The following is a 20,851-nucleotide window of genomic DNA, read 5'->3' on the forward strand; positions in this document are numbered from 1 at the left end:
ATTGAAACGCCTAGGGCAATGCTAAATCCAGTGCGAATCCATGCAGCCATAGAGCGCTAACGCCTGAATTAAGCCGACCCGCGAAGCGGGTTCGGCTTGAATGAATTGTTAGGCGGCATCCGAACTCTCCGAGATGAGCTCCAAACGCACGCCACATGTTGTGTGCCTGACACCATCCCAACTGGAAGACATTGAAGAGAAGGTCTTACGGCAAAAGGGGCAGAGCACATACCCATCGCTTCTTAGCACAGCCGCGATCTCGCCTTTCTGAGCATCCCGAGAAACAGGATCGCGCTCTTCGAATGAAAGAGAAAGTGCACGACACCACTCGTTCACTAGCGCACGGAGGATTTCGCCGTTGTATTCGATGGTTTCAGTATGTGCTATTGGCTGAGGATACCAGTCGGTGATGCCGCCCATGCCATGGGGCTTCACTTTTCGGGCGTGCGCAATAGCGTCCGGAGTTCTGTCGGCCTCAAGCAGCCGGAGGCACTCAGATAGGTCAGCGCCCACATGGCCGTTATGGTCCCGGATGAACTTCAGGAGCGCTTTGCTAGCTGATATCTGGAGCTGACGATATGGGTTGGTCATGCCGCCTAACGCCTGAATTAAGCCGACCCGCGAAGCGGGTTCGGCTTGAATGAATTGTTAGGCGCTATCTGGACTGCCGCCGATAGCACCACCCGAGATAGACAGTAGATAGCGAAAAGGCGACGAAGAGCCAGAATGCCCATTTGCCATTGGAAAGCCTTGCCTCATGCGCACCGGCCGATTGAACAATGGATTGGCCATTGACGGATAGCTCCCACAACTCGGGCTCACCGGGGCCTGCATAGCCAATTGCCGCTGTGTTGCCAGGCTTTAGGACCTCCGACGCTGTGCCGTAGGCGGGCAGGATGCTCGGGTAAGTGAACTCTAGGCTGGAGACGTCGATGTGGAAGTGGATTGTCCGAGCACGGCCCCCGCGCACCTCTTCCGAACTCGTAATAATTCCGGAAGCATACTCGAGCCGCGTCGGCTGAGGGGAAAGTGAAAGCCGCCAGCCACAGAAGGCTGCGGCTGATACGGCAAGCCCGAGTAGTAGATGCATCCAATGCACGCGTTGCTGGGGCATAGCGCCTAACGCCTGAATTAAGCCGACCCGCGAAGCGGGTTCGGCTTGAATGAATTGTTAGGGGGCGGCTACGGAGCGTTGAGCTCTGAAAGCTCGACGGCGTAGGAACGCCCCTCAGTTGTCGTGAACTCCACTTGGCAATCGTACGCCACGGAACCGCCTAGTTCGGGAGGCGGACCGCGGAACCGGTACGTGGCCGTAGCACTGGCAAGCAGATCGGTGGCGAAGCCTTCCTTTGCGAGAAGTTGAGGGAGAGCTTTGGCAAGCTGCTGAGGCGCATGTACCCTCTCGGCGGATAGTTCGGGGCTCGATGTGCCGGCAAGGAGATCGACCGTAACGAGGTTGCCAGCATCAACAACCGAACGCGCCAGGTGATTGATGCCGTAATCGCCGTCCCAGTAGTTCAGTGTGCTCGCGAACTGGTGGCACAGGTTATGCGCTATGGACTTTAATGGCTTCAGCGACGACGACATTACCCAAGCCCCCTAACACCTGAATTAAGCCGACCCGCGAAGCGGGTTCGGCTTGAATGAATTGTTAGGCCGCGTCGCCATCTGCCGCGCCCTTGTGAGGATAGTAGACCAGAGCGGCGCCCGAACTCAGAGCTTCTTCATAGAAGCCAGCGAACCCCCGATAGAGGTCCGTGTTTAGGACGTCAATCTGGAGCTTGCCGCCGCGCATATTCTCAATATTGGTAAAGCCGTATCGGCCACACTCGTCCAGCGCCGCCTCGAAGTCGTAGGCCTCAGATTGCTGCCTAAGGAAGAGCATGCATTTGTGAGTGGCGCCAACGTCGGGGTGGGCCCAGGTGTACTTGGAGTCACCGGAAAAGCGACCTTGGAACCCGTAGATCATTACAACTGTCATCAGCGGCATAACGCCTGAATTAAGCCGACCCGCACTGGATAGGCACCGAAGCCGATAGTACCCAGAACGAACCGAAGTTAGCGAACCTGATGCGGGTTCGGCTTGAATGAATTGTTAGGCCCCATCGCCAGCGTTCCGAATGAAGACCTTGCCGTCGATGACATCGGAACACACGAGCTCGTAAGAGGCGCCCGCCTTAAATCGGTACGTAATGCTTGGACCGGAGTCTGTATAGACGAATCCTGGGCAACCGTACCAAATGACTCTGCGGCCCTTTGGAACATAGAGAATCGGTCTGGGCTCAAACTGAAACGGATCGCCAACGCCATTGACACCAAATTCTTCATTCGGGAAGTCAGGATGGCCTACGACAGTCAGTTTGGCATGCCGATCCGAAGGCGCATCTGATACGACATGCGAAGCGCAACTAATCGAGGTTGCGATTGCGGCAAAGATCGCGACAAATCTCAACATTGGGCCTAACACCTGAATTAAGCCGTGCCGCGAAGCGGCGTCGGCTTGAATGAATTGTTAGGGGGCTAGTCCCACGACAGCCACCACCAACGCTGACCCTCCGTCGCCTGCGCGTGCTGGCGCGGTTCACCGTATGGCCAACCCTCCCCAGCCCCATCAGAGCGCAGCTCGGTGGCCCAAGACTGGACCATCTCCTCAGAAGCTGATGTAAGTATGTGGACGTTCTCCGCATACGGCCAGCCACCATAGATGATCGGGTCTAGGTCATAGATATTGACCAGCACCGCTGCCACCTCAGGCTTGGCTGCGATATTCGCCAGCTTGCTCCTAAAGAAGTCCACGCCCGGGTGATCGTCGATATTGACAGCGATGCACTCATTGTCGTCGTTATCGGCAAAGAACATCTCCGCCGGCACAACTGGTGGCGGTTCTTTGTGCCGCCAGTCCGGTGTTCGGAAACCTTGCGAGAAAATCTCTCGAAGTAGTGCTACACGACTCTTGGACACTTCCATAGCCCCCTAACACCGGAATTAAGCCGACCCGCGAAGCGGGTTCGGCTTGAATGAATTGTTAGCGCCAGCCCTATCGTGCGATGGGTGCCAGCGCTGGTCAATCTGCCCGCACATGCTGTAGTGCAAGGAGCAGACAAAAACGGGGTAAGACCACTCGTCAATAGTCAGTTCGACGGGTCGTCGGACGACGCGCCCCTCGCGATCCCAGATTGCCCAAGTGCGGTCATGACCGAAGTTCGGTCCGTCTTGTCGGAAGAGCCGCACGTTATCGAGATGAGCAGCAGGAACTTTTGCAGCAAGCCGGGTCACAGAACCCGAGCGTTTGGCTGCGATGAAGTCGATGATGCGGTGGAACCCTTGTGGGTGCTTGCTCAACAGATCGTCTACGCAAGCGACCGATTCGCTTGTGTAGTAGAAGGCATAAACAAGCTGGCCGCCGCCCATAATCTGCTCTGACAGCGCTATGCAGTAGTAGTAGCGACCATTCTCACTTATGGCTAGAAGATCAAACGGGCGGATTTTGATCATAGGGCGCTAACACCTGAATTAAGCCGAGCCGCGAAGCGGCTTCGGCTTGAATGAATTGTTAGGCCTTGGCTGCAAACTACTGGGCCCGAACAGTGAACTGAAGGAAATCCTCTCGACTCTCCTTGGAGTTGTCCAGTGAGTACTCCAAGTCGATCTGGACATCGGCCGTGGTCAGTTGCGGACTGTAGAAGGACGCTTTACCGGACCAAGACTCAATGCCGGTATTCCCACTCGGCCCGGCGATGCGTTGGCCTTGGAGGCAGGTAATGGAGCGGTTGATGTTTGACTCCATGAACTCTGTGGAAGTGTTCTCCATGAGCCACTCACAGAAGACGCCTGCCGCTATGTCACCATCGGAGTGCTCGCAGCTCTTGTAATGGTTGACCATCCATGTGCCTCCCCGGATTAGCTTGACTGTGCTCGATTGTCCCGCCGGCACAGTTTTGGCCCATGAATCCAAGTGCTCGCACATGCTCGTATCAGCAAGGTGCGGCGTGGATGCGCACGAGGAGCAGGCAATTGCCAATGCCGTTACTACGAGTAGCCGCATAGCTCGCTCCAAGGCCTAACGCCTGAATTAAGCCGACCCGCGAAGCGGGTTCGGCTTGAATGAATTGTTAGGCCGTGAAGTGCGAACCACGGCCGTCCCAGTCTTTGCGACCCCAGCCAGGTGTTGGAACAAAGCACTCATAGCCGAGGCGCGAAAGCACTATGGCTGATTGAACAGCGTACGTTTCGGCGGACGCCAAGTTTGCCGAGATAGGTAACCAGAATCTGTACTCGGAAAGAAGCGCGTCATCTGCGTAGCAGATCTCCAGCTCAGGATCCTGGCCAAACGAGCAGAAGTACCGTCCGTCAACATAATTGCTGCTCTCGCGCTCCTCGTACTTAAGAACCCCCAGCACATGAAACGCTCTTGCGGAGAACTCACTCAAGTCGGTGGTATTAGATGCCTTGATGAAGATATCGCTATGTGTGGTCACGGCCTAACTACCTAATAGCCGGATCCCTGGGTCCGGTTATACGACTTATCCACAGCACACCGTATGGTGGGCTATCCCCTTGATACGGCTCGATCTTAGGGCCACTGGGTCCGGCTAACAACCGGATGTATAACCGGACCCACGGTTGGCGTACCCAAGGTACGCTGCCGTCGTTTCACCACCACTGGAGCGAACCTTATGGGGTGAACCGAGCGCCACCACGCCGCCCCCTCTTCGGCTCATGGACCAAGTGTCCGTGGTCTGCCGCCGCCGTCATCTGAGTCGCCGAACCGAGCAGGCTTACCGGTTCTGGATTCGTAGGTACATCCATTTCCATTGCCGCCAGCATCCACGTGCGGTTGGCACCGCTGGCATAGTGGCCTTCATCAATCACTTGGCGGCAGCCCTGGGTGTCGCTGCATCCACCCAGTCCCAAGCGCTCAATGCCTTGCTGTTTCTCTATCGCGACGTGTTGGAAGTCGAGGTCGGCCAGGTGAGTGGCCTACGCCGGGTCCAGCGAAGAGACCGACTTCCGGTTGTCTTGAGCACAGACGAGGCGATTGCGGCTCTGGCCCAGAATGGATGGCGTGGCTGCCTTGATGGCCCACCTTCTCTACGGGTCAGGCCTTAGAGTCACCGAGTGTATGACCCTCAGGGTCAAGGACGTGGACCTCGAGGCTGGGCTGATTCATGTCAGAGCGGGAAAAGGGGGCAAGGACCGTACCACCCTGCTGCCGGATCGCCTCCGGTCTCGGCTTGGGCGCCAGCTGGTGGGGGTGGCCAGGCTGCATAAGCAGGACCTTGCACGCGGCGCCGGCTTTGCTCCTCTGCCCAATGCGTTGCAGCGAAAGTACCCAAGCGCCAGCCAGAGCCTGGCTTGGCAGTTCCTGTTCCCCTCTCGCGTTGTGCGGGCCTGCCCTCAGACCAGTCGCCGACTTCGCTGGCATGCGTCTGAGTCCGGAGTGCAGATGGCATTTAAGAATGCGGTGCGGCAAGCCGGCATCGTCAAGCACGCCTCGGTTCACACCCTACGTCATTCGTTTGCCACTCACTTGCTGGCAGCTGGCACGGACATTCGGACCATCCAATTATTGCTCGGTCACCGAAATCTTAAGACGACCATGATCTACACGCATGTGGAGCATGCCGTCCGCAAGACGCTCAGCCCGCTTGACCGGCTGCACGTGCCCTGACCGAAAGCGGCGGACATCCTTAGATGTCCGCTTCGGGTCGGAAGCTGCCATGCCCCCCTAACCCCGATAAACATCCTTGATCATCCGCGAAGGACGCGCATCACGTTGGCGACGGCAGGAGAGGTCTGAGCAGCGCTCCGCTACATGGAACCGCCATTTTCGGCACAGGAGTAGCCCTCGCTTACCCCATGCGTTCAGCAGTAGACCCACGCAGCATCAAAGCAAAGTCCAACGTCTGCCGGTGTTGCACGTCCACGCCATCAATAATGGCAAGCAAGATCTTCACGGCGCGAATACCGATTTCGCGCATGGGTTGGCTGATGGTGGTCAGGGGCGGGTTGAGGTATCGGGATGAGGCCAGGTCGTCGAAGCCGACGATCGAGAAGTCTTGTGGCACGCTGAGGCCGAGGTCCCTGCAGGCGGCCAGTACCCCCAACGCCATCTGGTCGCTGAAGCAGAAGGCTGCGGTCGGTGTGCTGGAACCCTGCCCCAGCAGTTGTCTGGCCGCCGCGTAGCCGGACTGCACGGAGAAATCGCCCGGCGCGAGCGTCAGCTGGCGCAGGCGGCCGCGCGCCCTGGCTGCGGTTCTCGCCCCTTCCAGTCGTTGTTGATGCAGGGGATTGTCGGGTGGGCCACCGACCACCGCGATGCGCTCGTGCCCTAATGCGTACAGGTGTTCCATCGCGGCGCGAGCGGCGGCCGCGTTGTCGATATGGACGCTAGGAATGCCCAACGCCGGATCGAACTCGCAGCCATTGACCACCGGCGCGTGCGAACCCAACTGTTTGACGATCTCGCGTGCCGTCGGCGGCAGCCGATGTCCCAGGACGATCAGGCCGTCGGCCTCGTTGCGGCGAAGCATCTGCGCATAGCGCTCTTCGCGATCCGGCTGGTGCTGGGTATCTCCCAGAAGCACCGCGTAATCGGCCGCCTGTGCGGTTTCTTCCGCGCCTTGAAGTATCTGCGCGAAGAACGGATTCGCAATGTCCGGCACGGTGACCAGAATCTTGCCGCTGCGCTGCGTCTTGAGCGTCCGGGCAATCGTATTCGGGACATAGCCAAGCGCGGCCGCCGCCTGCTCGATGCGCTCGCGCGTCGCCGGCAGCACCTTCTCCGGGCGCGAGAGCGCGCGAGACACCGTCCCTGCCGAGACGCCCACGTGTCTGGCGATGTCGTAGATCGTCGCCATGTCAGCCCCGTCTCCGATGCGCTGCACAACGCATTTGCGTCGGACCCCATGCTAGGATCATGCAATCGATTGCATCAGGGCCGATCGCCGTGAAGACACTCAAGGGTCCCGCGCTCTTCCTGGCGCAATTCATCGGTGACAAGTCTCCTTTCGATCGGTTGGATACCTTGGCCGAATGGGCGGCCGGGCTCGGCTATTCTGGCGTACAAGTGCCCACCAGCGCGCCCCATATCTTCGACCTGGCGCAAGCAGCACAGAGCCAAGCGTATTGCGACGATATCGCCGGCATGCTGGACCGGCATGGCATCCGCATCACCGAACTGTCCACCCACCTGCAGGGCCAGCTGGTCGCCGTACATCCCGCGTACGACAGCCTGTTCGACGGTTTCGCCCCGCCGGAGAAGCGCGGCGATCCTTCCGCCCGGCAGGCGTGGGCGGTCGGACAGATGGTAATGGCCGCGCAGGCCAGCCAGCGACTCGGACTGACCGCGCATGCCACGTTCTCGGGTGCATTGGCCTGGCCCTATTTCTACCCCTGGCCGCAGCGGCCACCGGGCCTGGTGGAAGAGGCCTTCGTCGAACTCGGACGCCGTTGGCGTCCCATCCTGGATACCTTCGATGCCCACGGCGTCGACCTCTGCTATGAGATCCATCCCGGCGAAGACCTGCACGACGGTGCGACCTTCGAACGGTTCCTCGACGCAGTGGACCATCATCCGCGCGCCAAAATCCTCTACGACCCCAGCCACCTGCTGCTGCAGCAGATGGACTATCTTGGCTTCATCGACCGCTACCACGAACGCATCGGCATCTTCCACGTCAAGGACGCCGAGTACCGCGCCAGTGCGCGCAGCGGCGTCTATGGCGGCTACGAGAACTGGATCGACCGTCCCGGCCGCTTCCGCTCGCTGGGCGATGGCCAGATCGATTTCAAGGCCATCTTCTCGAAGATGGCGCAGTACGATTTCCCCGGCTGGGCCGTACTGGAATGGGAGTGCTGTCTGAAACATCCGGAAGACGGCGCGCGCGAAGGCGCCGCCTTCATCCGCGACCATCTGATCCGGGTGACCGAGCGCGCCTTCGACGATTTCGCCGGCAGCGGTGCGAGTCGGGAAACACTGCGCTGCATGCTGGGGCTCTGACCGAACACCGACCTGGGAGGGGAAGTCATGACGTTCGCCATGTCGCGCCTGAGCGCGATGATGTTCCTGCAGTTCTTCATCTGGGGGGCGTGGTTCGTCACCCTGGGCACGTATCTGGTGCAGGGCCCGCTGAAGGCTAGCGCAAGCCAGGTCGCCACCGCCTTCCTCAGCCAGTCCATCGGCGCCATCGTCGCGCCGTTCCTGGTCGGATTGATCGCCGACCGCTACTTCGCCGCGCAACGCATCCTGGCGGTGCTGCACTTGGCCGGGGCGGTGCTGATGTGGTTCGCGTCCACGGCGACGAGCTTCGACGCGTTCGCCGCGTATGTGATGGCCTACATGCTGTTGTTCATGCCGACGCTGGCCCTGGCGAACAGCGTGGCGATGCGGCACATGCAGTCGCCCGAAAAACAGTTCCCGCCCGTGCGGGTCGCGGGCAGCATCGGCTGGATCGTCGCCGGCGTGCTGATTGGCTGGCTGGGGTGGGAACAGGCGCACCGCCTGGAGCTCACCTTCCGCATGGCCGCGGCTGCCTCGCTGATGCTGGGACTGTACGCCTTCACCCTGCCCCACACGCCGCCGCTCGCCCAGCAGCGCAACGCTTCGCTGGGCCAGATCCTCGGCCTGGACGCGCTGCGCCTGCTGAAGTCGCGCTCGTACCTGGTGTTCTTCCTGGCCTCGATCGCCATCTGCGTGCCGCTGTCGTTCTACTACAACTTCACCAATCCGTACCTCAACGACCTGGGTGTGCGCGGTGCGGCCGGCCTGCAGTCCATGGGTCAGGTGTCCGAGGTGCTGCTGATGCTGGCCATGCCCTTCCTGTTCGCGCGGCTGGGCGTCAAGACCATGCTGGCGATCGGCATGGCGGCGTGGGTGCTGCGCTACGGGATGTTCGCCTATGGCGACGCCGGCGGCGGGTTCGTGCTGCTGGTCATCGGCATCGTGCTGCACGGCATTTGCTACGACTTCTTCTTCGTCACCGGCCAGATCTACACCGACGCCCACGTGGGCCCGGCGGTGCGCAGCAGCGCGCAAGGGTTCATCACGCTGGCCACCTATGGTGTGGGCATGTTGATCGGCACCTTCCTGTCCGGTGCGGTCGTTGAGTACTACACCACGGCGGCGGGCCCGGACTGGCAGAAGATCTGGCTGTTTCCCGCGGCTGTGGCCTTCGTCGTGCTGGTGGCCTTCCTGCTGCTGTTCCGCGAGCGGCCGGTTTCCGCCGGTGCGCCTTCCACGTCGTCCGCCAGCTGAGGAGCCGCCGCATGGGCAAGCTCGGGGTCGCCATCGTCGGCACCGGAATGATCGGTGCGGTGCATCGTCGCGCGGCCATGTTGGCCGGCGCGGTCGTGCGTGGCGTCAGTGCGTCATCGCCGGAACGTGGCGCCGAAGTGGCGAAAGCATGGGGCGTGCCGCGCGCCTATCGCGATATTAGCGACGCCCTCGCCGACCCGGAGGTGCAAGTGGTGCATGTATGCACCCCTAATCACCTGCACCGCGCGATGGCGCAGGCCGCGCTGGAAGCCGGCAAGCATGTGATCTGCGAGAAGCCCCTCGCCACCACCCTGCAGGATGCCGAAGCGCTCTCCGCGTTGGCGGCCTCCACCGGCCTGGTGGCGACGGTGCCGTTCGTCTACCGCTATCACCCAGTCGTTCGCGAAGCGCGCGCGCGGATCGCTCACGGCGACCTGGGGCCGCTACGGCTCATCCATGGCAGCTACCTGCAGGACTGGCTGCTGGACCCGGCCAGCAACAACTGGCGCGTGGATCCGGCGCTGGGCGGCGCGTCGCGCGTCTTCGCCGACATCGGTTCTCACTGGTGCGACCTGGTGGAATGGGTCAGCGGCGAACGGTTCGTGGACGTCAGCGCCGCCTTCGAAACGGTGATCGCGCAGCGCGCCGCCGCCACCGGGCTGAGCTTCTCAACGCCCGCGGCGGGCGGCGCGATGCAGCCGGTATCCAGCGAAGACGTGGCTGCGGCGCTGTTCAAGACCGGCAACGGCACGCTGGCCTCGTTGACCGTCAGCCAGGTGTCGGCTGGACGCCGGAACCGTCTGTGGTTCGAAATCGACGGTGCGCAAGCCAGCGTGGCCTTCGATCAGGAAGACAGCGAACGGCTCTGGATCGGACTGCCCGACCAGCGCGAGGAGATCTTCGTGCGCGGTCCGGGAGCGGGAAGCGCCGAACAACGCCGGCTGTCGGTGCTGCCACCCGGTCACGCGCAGGGCTATGGCAACTGCTTCGACGCCTTCGTCGCCGACACCTACCGCGCCATCGTCGCTGAGCGACCTGAAGGGCTGCCGACATTCGAAGACGGACTGCGCTCGGCACTGATCGTCGACCGCGTCATCGCCTCGGCCAGGACGCGCGCCTGGACGTCCATACCTTGATCGACCTGGGACACGAGCGCCGCTTCTTCCTGTCTGCAGGTCTTCGAACCTGGAGTGCACCATGACCATCACGCCTTTGCGCGAAATCGCCGCCGCCACGCTGCTGTGCCTTTCCGCCCTGTCCGCCCTCGCCAAGGACGCCGCCATGCCGCCCAAGCCCATCGCCGTGCAGATGTACACACTGCGTCATGTGGCCTCGCTCGATGAGCAACTGAAGATCGTGCACGATGCGGGCGTGCGGGCGGTGGAAACCGTCGGCACGCAGAACGTCAGTGCCAACGAACTGAAGCGGTTGCTGGACAGGTATTCGATCAGGGTCATCTCCAGCCATGTGCAGCTGGCGGACCTGCGCACGGACCTGGATGGCGTGGTCGCCTTCAACCAGGCGATCGGCAACACCGTGCTGGTGGTGCCCTATCTGGGCGAACAGGAGCGGCCGACCGACGCGGCCGGCTGGACGGCCCTGGGCGAGGAACTGGCGGGCATCTCGAAACGGCTGCAAGCCAGGGGCATGACCCTGGCGTACCACAATCACGACTTCGAACTGGTGGATTTCGCCGGCAAGACGGGACTGGATCTGCTATTCGAAGCGGCGGGCCCAGGATTGAAAACGGAGCTGGATCTGGCCTGGGTGGCGCGCGCCGGGCTCGATCCAGCGGCGACGCTTGGCAAGTTCCGCGGGCGCCTGTTCGCGGTCCATGCCAAGGACAACGCAGCCACGGGCCAGGCGCAGGATGAAGGAGGGTTCGCCCCCGTCGGCCAGGGCGTGCTGGACTGGGGATCGATCCTTCCTGCCGCCAAGGCGGCGGGCGTGCAGTGGTTCATCGTCGAGCACGATCAGCCGCGCGATCCTTCCGCGGTGGTGAAAGCCGGCGCAGACTATCTCTACAAGCACCTGCCTGCGGACGCAGCGCGCTGAATACCGGAGTGATCCCCATGGGGAAATTCGTCAAGTTGGCCAGCCTGTCTGTCGTGGTGGCCGCCTCCGTCGCGGTCCCGGCGATCTCGGGAGTCCCGCAGGATGCGGCGGCCGGTGCCCGGCTCTACGCCACCCAGTGTTCGGCCTGCCACGGCGCGGAACGTGCCGGCATTCCGGGCACCTTCCCTGCCCTCACTGACGTGGGCAAGCGGCTGGACGAAAAGCAGATCAGGGAGAAGATCGTGAATGGCGGCGGGCTGATGCCGCCCTTCAGCCAGCTCTCGGAAAAGGAAATCGACGACCTGGTCGCCTTCCTCAAGCAATAAGCGAAGACGGATGAGCGTCCAGCGCGCAGCTCAGAGTTCGCGCACCCAGATGTTGCGGAAGCTGACCCTGGCATCGTGATCCTGCAGGTAGATCGGGGCGCAGCTGTGGGGCGGATACGAGGGCGCGCCGATGTATTCGGTCTTGCCCGACACGACCGTATCGTTCTGCACCAGCACACCGTTGTGCAGCACGGTGATGCGCGCCGGTGAGACCAGACCGCCGCCAGCGGAGAAGCGCGGCGCCTTCCAGATGATGTCGTAGACCTGCCATTGGCCCGGTGCGCGCGAGGCGTTCACCAGCGGAATGGCCTGCTTGTAGATCGATGCGGCCTGCCCGTTGGGATACGTGGGGTTCTCGTAGCTGTCCAGCACCTGCAGTTCGTAGACCTCTTGCAGGAAAATGCCGCTGTTGCCGCGCTGCTGTCCATCGAGCCCCCGGGTCTCGACAGGCGTGCGCCATTCCACATGCAGCTGGATATCGCAGAAGCGCTGCTTCGTGCGGATGCCCTTGCTGCCCGGCACCACCGTGAACGCGCCGTCGGCCACCACCCAGCGCGCCTCGCCGCCCTGCTCGCCCTCCCACGCCGACAGATCCTTGCCGTCGAATAGCACCACGGCATCGGACGGGGCGGCATCGCGGGGCGTGGCGACCATCGCCGGGATCGGCTTCCAGACTTCGGTCTTGGCAGGGTCGCGCTGCGGATCACCGGCAGCCTGCGCGATGGCGGGCGCTGCGGCCAACACGCAAGGGGCGAGCAGGCAGGTCGCCATCAGCATGGGTCTTGTCATCGGGGTCATGGAGGTTCTCGTGAACGCGCGGGGCGTGGACGGACGGTACAGGCCGCTCATTCGGTGGCCCATGCCGGCGTGCCCGGCGTGTAGCCCAGTTCGCCGTCGTAGCGGCCCGGCACGGGCACGTACCGCAGCGCCTCAGTCGCGCCCGGGCGCGAGGTGAAGAAACTGAAGATCACCAGCTGCTTGAGCATCGTGAAGTAGTGCGGCGTCAGCGGCCCCGGGTTCACACCGCCCTCCTTCGCGGTGGTACCCAGCCCCGCCCTGGCCTCGGCATCCAGCGCACGCAGCAGTGTGGCGCGCGCGTCCCGCGACAGTGAGAGGAACCCTTGCCCGCCACGCCGATCCAGATCGGCCAGACCGTCGCGGAAGATTGCCTGGTTCTGCGGCGTGTAGCAGTCGGCCACGTACCGGGCCATGAACGCGCCCGCGCCCGCATCTTTGGCCCCCGGCGTCCTGGTCCGCGGCAGGATGGTATCGGCCACCTCGTCCAGCAGCGCCACATCGACTTCGGAAAAGGCGCTCGCAGCGCCGGCAACCGGCGCCTGCGCGTAGGAGAACGCCGGTATGCCGATCATGGCCGCGCCGGTGGCGGCGGCGATCATCTTCAGGAGTTCCCGGCGTTCCATCACAGATTCCCCGCCTTGAGTTCTTGCACGGCGTGGTCCGCCGCACGCGCCGTCAACGCCATGTAGGTCAGCGACGGATTCACGCAGGCGCCTGAGGTCATGCAGGCGCCATCGGTGACGTAGACGTTCGGCGCATCCCATACCTGGTTGTGCATGTTCAGTACCGACGTTTTCCGGTCCCGTCCCATCCGCGCGGTACCCATTTCGTGGATACCCATGCCCGGCGCGTAGTCATCGTCATGCACCCGGACGTCCTTGATGCCTGCGGCTTCCAGCATCTCCGCGGCATCGGCGCCCATGTCCTTGCGCATCGCGAGCTCGTTCTCGCGCATGGACACGTCCATCGCCAGCACCGGCAAACCCCACTTGTCCTTGCGTTCGGGGTCCAGGGTGATCCGGTTGTCGTGATACGGCAGCATCTCGCCGAACCCGGTCATGCCGATGCGCCACTCGCCCGGCTGGGTCAGCGCCTCCTTCAGTTCCGCACCGATACTGAGCTCGGCGATCTCGCGCGACCATCCGGTGCGGCTGGCGCCGCCCTGATAGCCGAAGCCTCGCATGTAGGCGCGCTTGTCGCTGCCGACGTTGCGGAAGCGTGGGATGTAGAAACCGCACGGACGGCGACCCGAGTAGTACTTGTCCTCGTAACCATCGACACGACCCGAGGCACCGACACGGAAATGATGGTCCATGACATTGTGTCCCAGCTCGCCCGAGGAGGAACCCAGGCCGCCTTCCCAGACATCGGTGGCCGAATTCATCAGTAGCCAGGTGGAGTTGAACGAGGACGCATTGAGGAAAACCACTTTGGCCGTGTAAGCGTAGGTCTGGCCGTTCTCGGCGTCGATGATTTCCACCCCTCGCGCGCGCTTGCGGTCCTTGTCGTAGAGCACCTCCTTGACGATCGAGAACGGCCGCAGCGTCAAATTGCCCGTTTTCATCGCCGCCGGAAGCGTGGCCGACTGGGTGGAAAAGTACGCGCCGAACGGACAACCTAAAACGCACTTGTTGCGGTATTGGCAGTTCACCCGGCCCTGTTCGGGCTTGGGCTGGGTGATGTTGGCGGTGCGCGAGTGGATGAGGTGGCGCGTGCCGCCGAAGGCCTGATTGATCCGCGCGGCTACGTCCTTCTCGACGATGTTCAAAGGAATGGGCGGCAGGAATTCCCCGTCGGGCAGGACGTCCAGGCCTTCTCGGGTACCGGCGATGCCGGCGAACTTCTCGACGTGGTCGTACCAGGGCGCGATGTCGGCATAGCGGATCGGCCAGTCGGTGGCGATGCCCTCTTTCAGGTTTGCCTCGAAATCCAGATCCGACAGGCGATAGCTCTGCCGGCCCCACATCAGTGATCGGCCGCCGACGTGGTAGCCGCGGTACCAGTCGAAGCGCTTGGTTTCCGTGTAGGGGCAATCCTGCTCGTTCGCCCACATGTCCAGCGTGTTCTCGCCCAGGCCGCCGTCGCGCACGCGGACCGGGAACCTGGCCCGCATCTCCTGGGTGGGATGATTGCGATGCGGGTAATCCCATGACTCCTTCATCGCGTTCACGTAGCCTTTGACGTGTTCGATGTTACGGCCGCGCTCCAGCATCAGGACTTTGAGGCCTTTCTCGGTCAGTTCCTTGGCAGCCCAACCGCCGCTGATTCCCGAGCCGACGACGATGGCGTCGTAGTGATTGTCTGCCATGGGATTTCCCTGGTGGATATCGGATTCAGATGTCGCAGAGGCGCACGGCCTCGCGCAGCGAGGCGATGGGATCGGCGGCGGTGGGCATGAACTCCTGCGCCACGTAACCGTCGAAGCCCGTATCGCGGATGGCGCGGCAGATGGCTGGATAGTTGAGTTCCTGGTCCTCGCCGATCTCGTGCCGGCCAGGCACGCCCGCGGTGTGGTAATGCCTGAAGAACGCGTGGTGCTTGCGGATCGTGGCGATCACGTCGCCTTCCATGATCTGCATGTGGTAGATGTCGTAGAGCAGGCCGAAATGATCGGAGCCCAGCCGCTCGCACAGCGCCACGCCCCAGCCGGAGCGGTCGCACAGATAGTCGGGGTGATCCACCTTCGAGTTCAGCAACTCCATGACCAGCATGACGCCGCGCTTCTCCGCATGGCCCAGGATCCGTTTCAGGCCGGCTTCGGCGTTGACCAGGCCCTCCTCAGGATCCATGCCGTTGCGATTGCCGGAGAAGCAGATGAGGTTGCGATAACCGGCGTCCGCCACCAAATCGATGTGGCGCGTATAGCGCTCGACCAGTTGATCGTGGAACTGGGTGGCGGCGAAGCCTTTATCCAGACCAAGCTCTGCGCCGTTGCACATCGAGCTGAACACGCCATGCGCTTTCAGCGTCAGCCAGTCCTGCGGGCCGACCAAGTCGATGGCGGCAAAACCTATGCCCTTCACCGTCTCGCACAACTGGGCAATCGACAACTTCGGGAATGCCCAGCGGGCGACGGAATGTTTCAGCGTGCCTTTGAGCGGCGCCGCTGCACCGGTGCCGGACACCAGGCCGGCACCGACCAGCCCAGCGCTGCCCAACATGGCGGCGCGCAGCGCATCCCGGCGCGTGAATCCCCCGCCTTGCGCGCTCATGGATCCAGCCACGGCCGGCGGACGCTCGAAACTATCGTTCGAGACATCGCTGCCATCGCGAGGCATGCACCGGACGAGATGCAGCATGCCGTTCTGATCGAATAGACATACATCGATATCCCGGCCTCCCAACCGGCGCGAAGCTTCAAAGATTCGCCTCAATGCAATCGATTGCACCATAAAGCAGCCGAACACTCCGATGCAAGACGCCACGCACGAATTCCCATGCTGCAGAGCACAACAATTCGAACCTTGCGTGAGCTCGACAGCACGATTGCCGGCAAGCGCGTTTGCAGCGCCATGCCCCTCTTTGCCATACGCATGACTCATGACAAACAGTGTGCTGGCAGGCGATCATCAGCGGCTCCACCGTGTGCACGAACGGACCGGCGCAGTTGAGCGGCACGTCGATGTCCTGCAGCCCGCGCCTGACATCGGCTAGGTCATCGAGCACGAACATGCGAGCCTGCAGCGGATCTTCGTTACGTCCGGCAAGGACGAGTGCCGGCCCGATTCCCTTCGCCCGTGCGGCAGCCAGACGCACGGTGTCGCCGGGGCGTCGTGAACCATCATCTTCTTCGTGTTGTTTTCCTCGCCGGTTCACAGTACCCGAGTCCCGCCACGCTCCGCGCAGTTAACGTATCGCTTGCTAGACTCGCCCATGCACTACGTCCGCCCAGTTCTGTCCGATTCACTGCCATAAGGATCCGAACTATGCGCAAGGGCTCTGCCTTGCTGGTCGATGCGCTTGAGAACGAAGGCGTGGACCGTATCTTCGGCGTACCGGGGGAGGAGAATCTTGACTTCCTGGAGTCGCTCCGGACCTCACGCATCGAACTCGTCCTGACGCGTCATGAACAAGCAGCCGCCTTCATGGCGGCGACGCATGGGCGGCTCACGGGTAAGCCAGGCGTCTGCCTCGCCACGTTGGGCCCGGGCGCACTGAATTTCTCGACCGGTGCAGCCTATGCCCATCTCGGGGCCATGCCGATGATCCTTCTCACCGGCCAGAAAGCCGTGATGAGCGCCAAGCAGGCTCGTTTCCAGATCGTGGATATCGTCGCGTCGATGAAGCCACTGACCAAGATGACGCGCCAGATCGTCAGCGCGGCGTCCATTCCCGCTACCGTGCGTGATGCGTTCCGCGTTGCCACGGAGGAGAGGCCGGGGCCGGTGCATCTCGAGCTCCCGGAGGACGTCGCCGCCGAAGAGGTCAAAAGCGCCCCCGTCATTCCGGTGCACCCGATCGAGCGTCCCCTCGCCCCTCCTGCCGCGCTCGACCGGGCGGTGGAGGCCATCCTCGCCGCCAAGCGCCCGTTGGTGATGATCGGCGCGGCCGGCAGCCGGCCATGGCTGACCGAGGCGTTATCGACCTTCGTGATGCGTACCCGGCTCCCCTTCTTCAACACGCAAATGGGCAAGGGTGCGGTCACTGGCGGCTCCAACCTCTACATGGGCACCGCCGCGCTCTCGGAGGGCGACTATGCCCACGAAGCCGTCGCGCGTGCCGACCTGATCGTCGCCATCGGCCATGACACGGTCGAGAAACCCCCCTTCCTCATGAAGAACAGCGGTGGACCGAGGGTCATCCATGTCGGCTACCAATCCGCTACGGTCGAGCAGGTCTACCATCCGGATATCGAGGTGATCGGCGATATTGGAGACTCCGTCGAAGCGCTCGCCGAGCGGCTCGAAGGCCGCCTGTCTCCCGACGAAGGGATGATCGCGCTGCGCCAGAAGATCCTTGCCCGCCTCAACGACCGCGCCGAAGAGGATCGCTTCCCGGTCACGCCCCAACGCCTCGTCCACGATGTGCGCGGAGTCATGCCGGACGACGGCATCGTCTGTCTCGACAATGGCATGTACAAGATCTGGTTCGCCCGCAACTACCGCACCCATGTCGCCAATACACTGCTGCTCGACAACGCGCTCGCCACGATGGGTGCCGGCCTGCCTTCCGCGATGATGGCGGCGATGCTCTATCCACATCGTCGCGTCATGGCGGTCTGCGGCGATGGCGGCTTCATGATGAACTCGCAGGAGATGGAAACTGCCGTGCGGCTCGGACTTAACCTGGTCGTGGTCATCCTGAACGACAGTGCGTACGGGATGATCCGCTGGAAGCAGGCAGTCGATGGCTTCGCGGATTTCGGCATGCGCTTCGGCAATCCCGACTTCGTGCGTTATGCCCAAGCTTATGGCGCGAAGGGTTCGCGGGTGACCGCAGTCCAGGATCTCGTGCCGACGCTCGAAGCCGCCTTCGCCGGTGGCGGGGTTCATCTGATTGACGTGCCGATCGACTATTCCGAGAACACGCGTGTGCTCGTCGACGAATTGCGCAATCGGAAACCCGGCCTGGAGTGCGCGTGAGCGGATCTGTCGCGACGCCATCGGTCGTCAATGACGGCTTGCAAAGCCGCGCAGAGAATGGCACCCCGCTTCTCCCTCGAGCATCTGACGTGTGAGGAAATCCACCATGCTGAACGTCGTTCAGGCCTTCGACCGTGCACCGATCGCGGAAATAGAAACCGACGATGCCATGGCACTGGAGCGCAAACTGCAAGCCGCCGAGCGCGTGTTCAAGGATCGTGACGGCTGGCTCAAGCCGCATCAGCGCATTGCCATCCTGCGCAGGCTGGCCCTTCTGATGGAAGGTAAGCGCGACCAGCTCGCCATGCAGATCGCGCGCGAGGGTGGCAAGCCGCTACCTGACGCTATCGTCGAGACAACGCGCGCCATTGACGGCGTCCACAACGCCGCCGACGAACTGCGGAACTTCGCTGGCCGGGAGATCCCGATGGGCCTGTCGGCCGCTGCGGAGAATCGCTGGGCGTTTACCACCAAAGAGCCCATCGGCATCGTGGCAGCGATCTCGGCGTTCAATCATCCGCTGAACCTGATCGTCCACCAGGTCGCGCCGGCCATCGCGGTCGGCTGCCCCGTCATCGTCAAACCCGCGGGCACGACCCCCCTCTCCTGCATCGAGTTCGTTGCGATGGCACATGAAGCCGGCCTACCAGAGCCCTGGTGCCAGAGCTTCGTACCGGAAGGCAATGAACTGGCCGAAAAGCTCGCGACCGATAAGCGGGTCGCGTTCCTGAGTTTCATCGGCTCGGCCAGGGTCGGTTGGTCGCTGCATGCCAAGCTCGCCCATGGGGCGCGCTCGGCGCTCGAGCATGGGGGTCTTGCGCCGGCCATCGTCGATCGCAGCGCCGACCTCGACAAGATCATCGAGCCGATCGTGAAGGGCGGGTTTTACCATGCAGGCCAGGTTTGCGTATCGACGCAGCGCATCTACGTCCACCATGACATTGCCGACGACTTCACGCACAGGCTCATCGCTCGCGTCGAAAGATTGCGTACCGGTAATCCCACGTTGAAGGAGACCGAGGTTGGCCCACTGATTCTGCCACGAGAGGCAGACCGGGTCGCGGAATGGATCGGGGAGGCGGTCAAGGGCGGCGCCAAGCTCGCTACCGGCGGAACACGCCTCTCTGAGACGACGCTGCAACCTGCGGTGCTGCTCGATCCCTCTGTCGACGCACGGGTATCCCTGCAAGAGATCTTCGGCCCGGTGGTCGCGGTCTACCGCTATAGCGATCTCGACGAGGCGATTGCGCGCGCCAACGCCCTGCCCACCGCCTTCCAGGCCAGCGTCTTCGCCCAGGACATTGATATCGCCCTGCGCGCGGCCAACCGTCTGGATGCCTCGGCGGTGATGATCAACGACCCCACCGCCTTTCGCACCGACTGGATGCCTTTCGCTGGTCGCAAGGAATCCGGGTATGGCACCGGCGGCATTCCCTACACCATGCGCGACATGACTCAGGAAAAGATGATCCTGATGCGCCGGAGCTGAGATTTCCAGAAGCCAGGGAGCTAGCGGTTGGTCCAGGGCCGGAAGCAGCCTTTGCTTCTGCTTCGCCAGCGACAAGCTCTACTTCATGGCTTCCAATGGAATCAGCGCGAGCCAGAGAATCAGCAGCACCAGCCAAAGCCAGCGCCATCGTCCCATGCTGCGCCAGGCCAGTCTCCAAGGACCGGGGTCAGGTCGACTCATGACGCCCCCGCTTTCGGACAGAGCGCAGTGCGTCGGCCACTCGCAGGCCATACAGGTACACGCCCGTGAAGCTGAGCGCCGTGAGCGCAGCGCCGAACAGGAACCACAGCAGCCGCACCGGCCATCCACCGAATGAGCCAAAGTGCAGCGGATCGGCCATCTCGGCGATGCGCTGATGGACGCTCATCTCACGCCCATCCTGGAGCTCGAGCAGACGGCCATCGCGCAGATCGAAGCCGGCGACATTGGCTCGATCACGTACGAGCCATGCCTGCGCTTGTCCGTCGATGAGGATGCCTTGGCCAGCCGCACTGGGTTGCACTCCTGCCACACTCAGCTCAGGCCAGCGCTTCGCCAACTCCGCGACGGCGCGGTCGATGGCCAAAGGATCGGCAGGTGCCGCCTTCTCGCCCTTGCCGTCACCTGGCAGCGAGATCTTCGGTGGAGGCGTGGCCTTGCCGCCCAGTGATTCGACCAGATACCACCTGCCGGTAACCGCAATCAGCGCCACGAACCATAGGCTCCAGACACCGAGCAACCGATGGATGTCACCCCAAAGGCGGCGTGGCCGATCGCCTCGTGGCCAACTGAAAAATCCGCGCCACCAGCGCTTGTAGATGAAGAAGCTGCTGACAAGTGACAGCAGCAAGGGGATCGACAGCGCCGCTACCAGCGGTACGCCGTACTTGACGGGCAGCATGAGGTGGCGATGCGTGTTGCGCAGGAAACGGTGGACATTGAACCAATGGGTATCCCCCGTCACCTTGCCGGTGTACGGGTCGACCCAGACAAACCGCAGCCTTCCATCTGCCGTACGCACTTGGGCCTTGGCGGCGAAGCGCGATGCATGCGGTGCAGCCAGGCCCTGAAGCGACCCGTCAGGATGGGCCCGCTGCACCGCATCGACCATCTGCCCCCAACTGACGCGTTGCTCGCCGGGAGTCACGCGCATTTCCGCGTGCAGCAGCCAATCGATTTCCTGCGCAAACACCGCCAGGGTGCCGGTCAGGCAGATAAAGCCCATGAACAGGCACAGCTTGAGTCCGATCCAACTGTGCAGATCGAACCAACGGCGCCTTCCGCCCGCTCTGTGGAGCTGGGTCGGCACGGAAGAAGATGAGATCGCTGGCGGTGGCTGGAGCAT

Annotated in this window: 22 protein-coding genes; 9 read left to right on the forward strand and 13 right to left on the reverse strand. The window is 62.6% G+C overall.

Annotation, left to right across the window (positions count from 1 at the left end):
- Window positions 1-108: 108 nt before the first annotated feature.
- The 7 genes from WBN46_RS14875 to WBN46_RS14905 form a co-directional block, all read right to left on the reverse strand.
- Complete coding sequence (locus WBN46_RS14875) at window positions 109-591, reverse strand: hypothetical protein (RefSeq protein ID WP_337732229.1); 483 nt, start codon at window positions 589-591, stop codon at window positions 109-111.
- A 591-nt stretch (window positions 592-1,182) separates the two neighbouring features.
- The gene (locus WBN46_RS14880; RefSeq protein ID WP_337732230.1) at window positions 1,183-1,587 is read right to left on the reverse strand and encodes a hypothetical protein; all 405 of its coding nucleotides are present in this window, start codon (window positions 1,585-1,587) and stop codon (window positions 1,183-1,185) included.
- A gap of 64 nt (window positions 1,588-1,651) precedes the next feature.
- Entirely contained in the window at window positions 1,652-1,969 is a 318-nt protein-coding gene (locus tag WBN46_RS14885; RefSeq protein ID WP_337732231.1) for a hypothetical protein, read from the reverse strand.
- A gap of 551 nt (window positions 1,970-2,520) precedes the next feature.
- A complete protein-coding gene (locus WBN46_RS14890; protein WP_337732232.1) occupies window positions 2,521-2,967 on the reverse strand; it encodes a hypothetical protein in 447 nt (148 codons plus the stop codon).
- Window positions 2,968-2,985: 18 nt separating this feature from the next.
- The gene (locus tag WBN46_RS14895) at window positions 2,986-3,495 is read right to left on the reverse strand and encodes a hypothetical protein (RefSeq protein WP_337732233.1); all 510 of its coding nucleotides are present in this window, start codon (window positions 3,493-3,495) and stop codon (window positions 2,986-2,988) included.
- A gap of 76 nt (window positions 3,496-3,571) precedes the next feature.
- Window positions 3,572-3,883: a hypothetical protein gene (locus WBN46_RS14900; RefSeq protein WP_337732234.1), complete on the reverse strand. Its 312-nt coding sequence runs from the start codon at window positions 3,881-3,883 to the stop codon at window positions 3,572-3,574.
- A 229-nt stretch (window positions 3,884-4,112) separates the two neighbouring features.
- Entirely contained in the window at window positions 4,113-4,478 is a 366-nt protein-coding gene (locus WBN46_RS14905) for a hypothetical protein (protein ID WP_337732209.1), read from the reverse strand.
- Between the two features lie 241 nt (window positions 4,479-4,719).
- On the opposite strand from WBN46_RS14905, the gene WBN46_RS14910 reads away from it, so the two are divergent.
- Both WBN46_RS14910 and WBN46_RS14915 read left to right on the forward strand, forming a co-directional pair.
- Complete coding sequence (locus WBN46_RS14910) at window positions 4,720-5,109, forward strand: site-specific integrase (protein WP_337732235.1); 390 nt, start codon at window positions 4,720-4,722, stop codon at window positions 5,107-5,109.
- 13 nt (window positions 5,110-5,122) lie between these two features.
- Window positions 5,123-5,671 (forward strand): tyrosine-type recombinase/integrase, encoded by a 549-nt coding sequence (locus WBN46_RS14915; RefSeq protein ID WP_337732236.1) that lies wholly within the window; start codon window positions 5,123-5,125, stop codon window positions 5,669-5,671.
- A 181-nt stretch (window positions 5,672-5,852) separates the two neighbouring features.
- On the opposite strand, the gene WBN46_RS14920 is transcribed toward WBN46_RS14915, so the two are convergent.
- Window positions 5,853-6,860, reverse strand: coding sequence for a LacI family DNA-binding transcriptional regulator (locus tag WBN46_RS14920; RefSeq protein WP_337732237.1), 1,008 nt, complete (start codon window positions 6,858-6,860; stop codon window positions 5,853-5,855).
- 89 nt (window positions 6,861-6,949) lie between these two features.
- Between WBN46_RS14920 and WBN46_RS14925 the strand changes: the two genes are divergently transcribed.
- From WBN46_RS14925 to WBN46_RS14945, 5 genes are all read left to right on the forward strand, one after another.
- On the forward strand, window positions 6,950-8,002 hold the full coding sequence (locus tag WBN46_RS14925; RefSeq protein WP_337732238.1) for a sugar phosphate isomerase/epimerase family protein: 1,053 nt from the start codon (window positions 6,950-6,952) through the stop codon (window positions 8,000-8,002).
- A 27-nt stretch (window positions 8,003-8,029) separates the two neighbouring features.
- Window positions 8,030-9,256, forward strand: a complete 1,227-nt coding sequence (locus WBN46_RS14930; protein ID WP_337732239.1) for a nucleoside permease — start codon at window positions 8,030-8,032, stop codon at window positions 9,254-9,256.
- Between the two features lie 11 nt (window positions 9,257-9,267).
- Complete coding sequence (locus WBN46_RS14935; RefSeq protein WP_337732240.1) at window positions 9,268-10,392, forward strand: Gfo/Idh/MocA family oxidoreductase; 1,125 nt, start codon at window positions 9,268-9,270, stop codon at window positions 10,390-10,392.
- 61 nt (window positions 10,393-10,453) lie between these two features.
- Entirely contained in the window at window positions 10,454-11,311 is an 858-nt protein-coding gene (locus tag WBN46_RS14940; protein ID WP_337732241.1) for a sugar phosphate isomerase/epimerase, read from the forward strand.
- A 17-nt stretch (window positions 11,312-11,328) separates the two neighbouring features.
- Entirely contained in the window at window positions 11,329-11,637 is a 309-nt protein-coding gene (locus tag WBN46_RS14945; RefSeq protein WP_337732242.1) for a cytochrome c, read from the forward strand.
- A gap of 30 nt (window positions 11,638-11,667) precedes the next feature.
- On the opposite strand, the gene WBN46_RS14950 is transcribed toward WBN46_RS14945, so the two are convergent.
- Genes WBN46_RS14950 through WBN46_RS14965 form a run of 4 tightly spaced genes read right to left on the reverse strand, consistent with a single transcriptional unit; the run spans window position 11,668 to window position 15,596 of the window.
- Window positions 11,668-12,426: a DUF1080 domain-containing protein gene (locus WBN46_RS14950; RefSeq protein WP_337732243.1), complete on the reverse strand. Its 759-nt coding sequence runs from the start codon at window positions 12,424-12,426 to the stop codon at window positions 11,668-11,670.
- Window positions 12,427-12,482: 56 nt separating this feature from the next.
- Complete coding sequence (locus WBN46_RS14955) at window positions 12,483-13,058, reverse strand: gluconate 2-dehydrogenase subunit 3 family protein (protein ID WP_337732244.1); 576 nt, start codon at window positions 13,056-13,058, stop codon at window positions 12,483-12,485.
- Entirely contained in the window at window positions 13,058-14,743 is a 1,686-nt protein-coding gene (locus tag WBN46_RS14960; RefSeq protein WP_337732245.1) for a GMC family oxidoreductase, read from the reverse strand. Before WBN46_RS14960 ends, WBN46_RS14955 begins: the two co-directional genes overlap by 1 nt.
- Before the next feature lie 25 nt (window positions 14,744-14,768).
- Window positions 14,769-15,596, reverse strand: coding sequence for a TIM barrel protein (locus WBN46_RS14965; protein WP_337732528.1), 828 nt, complete (start codon window positions 15,594-15,596; stop codon window positions 14,769-14,771).
- 765 nt (window positions 15,597-16,361) lie between these two features.
- Here WBN46_RS14965 and WBN46_RS14970 point away from each other — a divergent pair.
- Together WBN46_RS14970 and WBN46_RS14975 are read left to right on the forward strand one after the other, a co-directional pair.
- Window positions 16,362-18,017 carry an acetolactate synthase large subunit gene (locus WBN46_RS14970; RefSeq protein WP_337732246.1) on the forward strand — a complete coding sequence of 552 codons (1,656 nt, stop codon included), beginning with the start codon at window positions 16,362-16,364 and terminating at the stop codon, window positions 18,015-18,017.
- Between the two features lie 106 nt (window positions 18,018-18,123).
- Window positions 18,124-19,506, forward strand: a complete 1,383-nt coding sequence (locus WBN46_RS14975) for an aldehyde dehydrogenase family protein (protein ID WP_337732247.1) — start codon at window positions 18,124-18,126, stop codon at window positions 19,504-19,506.
- 187 nt (window positions 19,507-19,693) lie between these two features.
- Here WBN46_RS14975 and WBN46_RS14980 read toward each other — a convergent pair whose 3' ends face one another.
- Window positions 19,694-20,815, reverse strand: coding sequence for a PepSY-associated TM helix domain-containing protein (locus WBN46_RS14980; protein ID WP_337732248.1), 1,122 nt, complete (start codon window positions 20,813-20,815; stop codon window positions 19,694-19,696).
- Window positions 20,816-20,851 lie beyond the last annotated feature (36 nt).

Origin of the sequence: Pseudoxanthomonas sp. CCNWLW251 (assembly GCF_037402255.1) — a bacterium.
GTDB lineage: Bacteria > Pseudomonadota > Gammaproteobacteria > Xanthomonadales > Xanthomonadaceae > Pseudoxanthomonas_A.

Excerpts from the sequence above, each read along its gene's own strand:
- WBN46_RS14970 (WP_337732246.1), top strand. The coding sequence starts at position 16,362 with ATGCGCAAGGGCTCTGCCTTGCTGGTCGATGCGCTTGAGAACGAAGGC.
- WBN46_RS14950 (WP_337732243.1), bottom strand. The coding sequence starts at position 12,426 with ATGACAAGACCCATGCTGATGGCGACCTGCCTGCTCGCCCCTTGCGTG.
- WBN46_RS14955 (WP_337732244.1), bottom strand. The coding sequence starts at position 13,058 with ATGGAACGCCGGGAACTCCTGAAGATGATCGCCGCCGCCACCGGCGCG.
- WBN46_RS14945 (WP_337732242.1), top strand. The coding sequence starts at position 11,329 with ATGGGGAAATTCGTCAAGTTGGCCAGCCTGTCTGTCGTGGTGGCCGCC.
- WBN46_RS14965 (WP_337732528.1), bottom strand. The coding sequence starts at position 15,596 with ATGTTGGGCAGCGCTGGGCTGGTCGGTGCCGGCCTGGTGTCCGGCACC.
- WBN46_RS14975 (WP_337732247.1), top strand. The coding sequence starts at position 18,124 with ATGCTGAACGTCGTTCAGGCCTTCGACCGTGCACCGATCGCGGAAATA.
- WBN46_RS14875 (WP_337732229.1), bottom strand. The coding sequence starts at position 591 with ATGACCAACCCATATCGTCAGCTCCAGATATCAGCTAGCAAAGCGCTC.
- WBN46_RS14900 (WP_337732234.1), bottom strand. The coding sequence starts at position 3,883 with ATGGTCAACCATTACAAGAGCTGCGAGCACTCCGATGGTGACATAGCG.
- WBN46_RS14910 (WP_337732235.1), top strand. The coding sequence starts at position 4,720 with ATGGACCAAGTGTCCGTGGTCTGCCGCCGCCGTCATCTGAGTCGCCGA.
- WBN46_RS14920 (WP_337732237.1), bottom strand. The coding sequence starts at position 6,860 with ATGGCGACGATCTACGACATCGCCAGACACGTGGGCGTCTCGGCAGGG.
- WBN46_RS14890 (WP_337732232.1), bottom strand. The coding sequence starts at position 2,967 with ATGGAAGTGTCCAAGAGTCGTGTAGCACTACTTCGAGAGATTTTCTCG.
- WBN46_RS14960 (WP_337732245.1), bottom strand. The coding sequence starts at position 14,743 with ATGGCAGACAATCACTACGACGCCATCGTCGTCGGCTCGGGAATCAGC.
- WBN46_RS14915 (WP_337732236.1), top strand. The coding sequence starts at position 5,123 with ATGACCCTCAGGGTCAAGGACGTGGACCTCGAGGCTGGGCTGATTCAT.
- WBN46_RS14930 (WP_337732239.1), top strand. The coding sequence starts at position 8,030 with ATGACGTTCGCCATGTCGCGCCTGAGCGCGATGATGTTCCTGCAGTTC.
- WBN46_RS14880 (WP_337732230.1), bottom strand. The coding sequence starts at position 1,587 with ATGTCGTCGTCGCTGAAGCCATTAAAGTCCATAGCGCATAACCTGTGC.
- WBN46_RS14935 (WP_337732240.1), top strand. The coding sequence starts at position 9,268 with ATGGGCAAGCTCGGGGTCGCCATCGTCGGCACCGGAATGATCGGTGCG.
- WBN46_RS14940 (WP_337732241.1), top strand. The coding sequence starts at position 10,454 with ATGACCATCACGCCTTTGCGCGAAATCGCCGCCGCCACGCTGCTGTGC.
- WBN46_RS14895 (WP_337732233.1), bottom strand. The coding sequence starts at position 3,495 with ATGATCAAAATCCGCCCGTTTGATCTTCTAGCCATAAGTGAGAATGGT.
- WBN46_RS14885 (WP_337732231.1), bottom strand. The coding sequence starts at position 1,969 with ATGATCTACGGGTTCCAAGGTCGCTTTTCCGGTGACTCCAAGTACACC.